The sequence below is a fragment of the Streptomyces sp. B1866 genome, assembly GCF_031932565.1.
Lineage (GTDB): Bacteria > Actinomycetota > Actinomycetes > Streptomycetales > Streptomycetaceae > Streptomyces.
The window spans coordinates 1-3363 of the sequence record NZ_JAVSCF010000410.1; the positions used below are offsets into that span (position 1 = coordinate 1).

The window sequence follows — 3363 nt, forward strand, 5'->3', positions numbered from 1 at the left end:
GCCCTCCAGGCCGAAGGTGTAGGCGACGCGCCCGGAGGCGATGCTGCCGGCGTTCCCGTTGCCGATGTACCCCTCGAAGCCCTCCGGGATGCTGTGCAGGCGCGAGCCGTAGTCGTGGTACATCACCCCCGCGAACACCCCGGTCAGGCTGCCGCGCACCGAGGTCGGGTCGATGCCCGCCCGCTCCAGCGCCTCCCAGGTGACCTCCAGCAGCAGCCGGTGCTGCGGGTCCGTCGCCAGCGCCTCACGCGGGCTGATCCCGAAGAACTCCGGGTCGAACTCGGCCGCGTCGTAGAGGAACCCGCCCCGACGGGTGTAGCTGGTGCCGGGCCGGTCCGGGTCNGTCGCCAGCGCCTCACGCGGGCTGATCGCGAAGAACTCCGGGTCGAACTCGGCCGCGTCGTAGAGGAACCCGCCCCGACGGGTGTAGCTGGTGCCGGGCCGGTCCGGGTCGGGGTCGTACAGCCGCTCCACGTCCCAGCCGCGGTCCGCCGGGAAGTCGCCCACCGCGTCCACGCCGGAGGCGACCAGGTCCCACAGCTCCTCGGCGGTCCGCGCGCCGCCGGGATACCGGCAGGCCATGCCGACGATGGCCACCGGTTCGTCCGCCGCCGCGCGGCCGGTCGAGGCGCGCGGCGCGGCCGCCGACCGGTCGCCGACCAGCTCCTCGCGCAGCCGGCGGGCGAGCGCCAGGGGGTTGGGGCGGTCGAAGACCAGGCTGGCCGGGAGGCGCAGGCCGGTGGCCGTCTGGAGCCGGTTGCGCAGCTCGACCGCGGTGAGGGAGTCGAATCCCAGGTCGCGGAACGCCGACTCGGCCGGAACCGAGTCGGCCGCACGGTGCCCCAGCACCGCCGCCGCCTGGGAGCGCACCAGCTGGAGGGCCGTCCGCAGTTGCTCCTCCGGCCCGAGACCGGCCAGCCGCCGCCGCAGCGCGGCCGGTCCGCCGGCCGCCGCGGCCCGGGAGCCGGCGCGCGTACGGCCGCCCGCCAGGCGCCGGAACAGCGGCGGGACGGCCTCCGGCCCCGGCAGCGCCGCCGTGTTCAGCCCGGCGGGCACGGTGACCGGACGGCCGCAGGCCAGGGCCCTGTCGAACAGGTGCAGGGCCTCGTCCGAGGGCAGCGGCCGCAGGCCGGACCGGAGGATGCGCGAGTGGTCGGCGGCGTCCAGTTGCCCGGCCATGCCCCCGGCCTGCTCCCACAGGCCCCAGGCCAGCGACACGGCCGGGAGTCCTGCCGCCCGCCGCCGGCACGCCAGGGCGTCGAGGAAGGCGTTCGCCGCCGCGTAGTTGCCCTGTCCCGGGGAGCCCGTGACGCCGGCCAGCGAGGAGAAGAGCACGAACGCGCTCAGCGGCCGGTCGTGGGTGAGGTGGTGCAGGTTGAGCGCGGCGTCGGCCTTGGACCGCAGCACGCGGCTCAGCCGCTCGGGCGTGAGGGACGCGATCACGCCGTCGTCCAGTACGCCCGCCGCGTGCACCACGGCCGTCAGCGGACGGTCGTCGGGGACCGTCTCCAGCGTCCGCGCCAGCGCCGCGCGGTCGGCGGCGTCGCACGCCGCGAGAGTGACGCTCGCCCCGAGCTCCGCCAGCTCGGCCGCCAGCCGCTCGGCGCCCTCCGCGGCCGGGCCACGGCGGCCGAGGAGCAGCAGGTGACGAACGCCGTGGGCGGTCACCAGGTGCCGGGCGAGCGTCCCGCCCAGGCTGCCCGTGCCGCCCGTGATCAGCACGGTGCCGCCGGACGCCCACGGCCGCGCAGGCTCGTCGGTCTCGTCGGGGTCCGCCGCGGGTCCGGGTCCGGCCATCGGCAGCAGCCGGGGGACGTACGGGACGCCGCCGCGTACGGCGACTTCCGGCTCGCCGGAGGCCAGAGCGGCGGACAGCGCCCGCGGCCCATCGTCCGGCTCGCCCCGCCCGTCCTGCCCGCCCCGCGTTTCGACGGCCGGTGCCTCCAGGTCCACGAGCACGATCCGGTCCGGGTTCTCCGACCGGGCGGAGCGGACCAGGCCCCACACCGCCGCCCCGCCGAGGTCCGCCACGTCCTCGTCGGGGCGGGTGGCCACGGCGCCCCGGGTGAGCACGCCCAGGCGGCAGCCGGCGAACCGGTCGTCGCCCAGCCACCGCCGCAGCACGGCCAGCATGTCGCGGGTGGCGGAGTGCACGCCCGCCGGCTCCGCCTGGTCCGCCGCGGCCGACCAGGCCAGGAGCGTACGGGGTACGGGCGCGCCCGCGTCGACGGCCTGCCACAGCTCGTCCGGGTCGGCGTAGGTCCGCGGCCCCTGCCCCAAGGCGCCCTCGGGGCCCGGGCCGACCACCGCCCAGTCCCCCGGCTCCTCCGGTACGTCCCCGGGGTCGGCGACCGGCTCCCAGCGCACCTCGAACAGCGCGTCGCCGCGGGGACCGGAAGCAGATGCCCGCAACTCGGCCGGGGACACCGGCCGCAGGGCCAGCGACCCGACCGACGCCACCGGCGCGCCCGTCTCGTCGGCCACGTCGACCGCGACCGCACCGGAGCCGGTCGGCCGCAGCCGCACCCGAAGGGCGGTCGCGCCCGCCGCGTGCAGCGTCACCGCCTCCCACGCGAAGGGCAGTCCGGTGTCCTGTCCCTGGAGGGCGGGAAGCAGCGGCAGGGCGTGCAGAGCGGAGTCGAGGAGCGCCGGGTGCAGCCCGAAGCGGGCCGTCGCGCCCGCCTGGGCCTCCTCGGGCAGCGTGACCTCCGCGTATACGTCGTCGTCGCGCTGCCAGGCGGCCCGCAGCCCCCGGAACGCCGCGCCGTAGCCGAATCCCGCCTCGGCGAGCCGCTCGTACAGCTCCGCCACGTCCACGGCGGAGGCACCCGGCGGGGGCCACGCCCCGCCGAGGTCCGCGAGGTCGGCCTCGCCGTGACCGGCCCCGCGCGGGCCCGGGGCGGGCTCTTCGGCGAGGGTGCCGCTGGCGTGGTGCGTCCACGCGTCCGCCGCCACGCCGGTCGCGGCGGTGTCGGCATCGACGCGCGCGTGCACGCGCACCGCCCGGCGGCCGGTCTCGTCGGGCCCGGCCACGGTCACTTGGAGGGCGACGCCGTCGCGCTCGGGCACGACGAGCGGAGAGTGCAGCGTCAGCTCCTCGACCCGGTGAAGTCCGATGTGCTCACCGGCCTGAAGGGCGAGTTCGAGGAAGGCGGTGCCGGGAAGCAGCACCGTGTCCCCGACGGCGTGATCGGCGAGCCAGGGGTGCGTACGCAGGGAGATCCGGCCGGTCAACAGGCGGCCCGCACCCTCCGCCAGCCCGACCGCCGCGCCCAGCAGCGGATGCCGCGCCGACTCAAGCCCTGCCGCCGCCACGTCTCCCGCCGACACGGCTGAGTCGAGCCAGTAGTGGTGGTGTTGGAA

1 protein-coding gene is annotated in these 3363 nt (G+C 77.5%); it reads right to left on the reverse strand.

Annotated features, from left to right (window positions below):
* The coding region (locus tag RKE29_RS28825) for a type I polyketide synthase (RefSeq protein WP_312008651.1) at window positions 1-3363 on the reverse strand (3363 nt) is incomplete at both ends.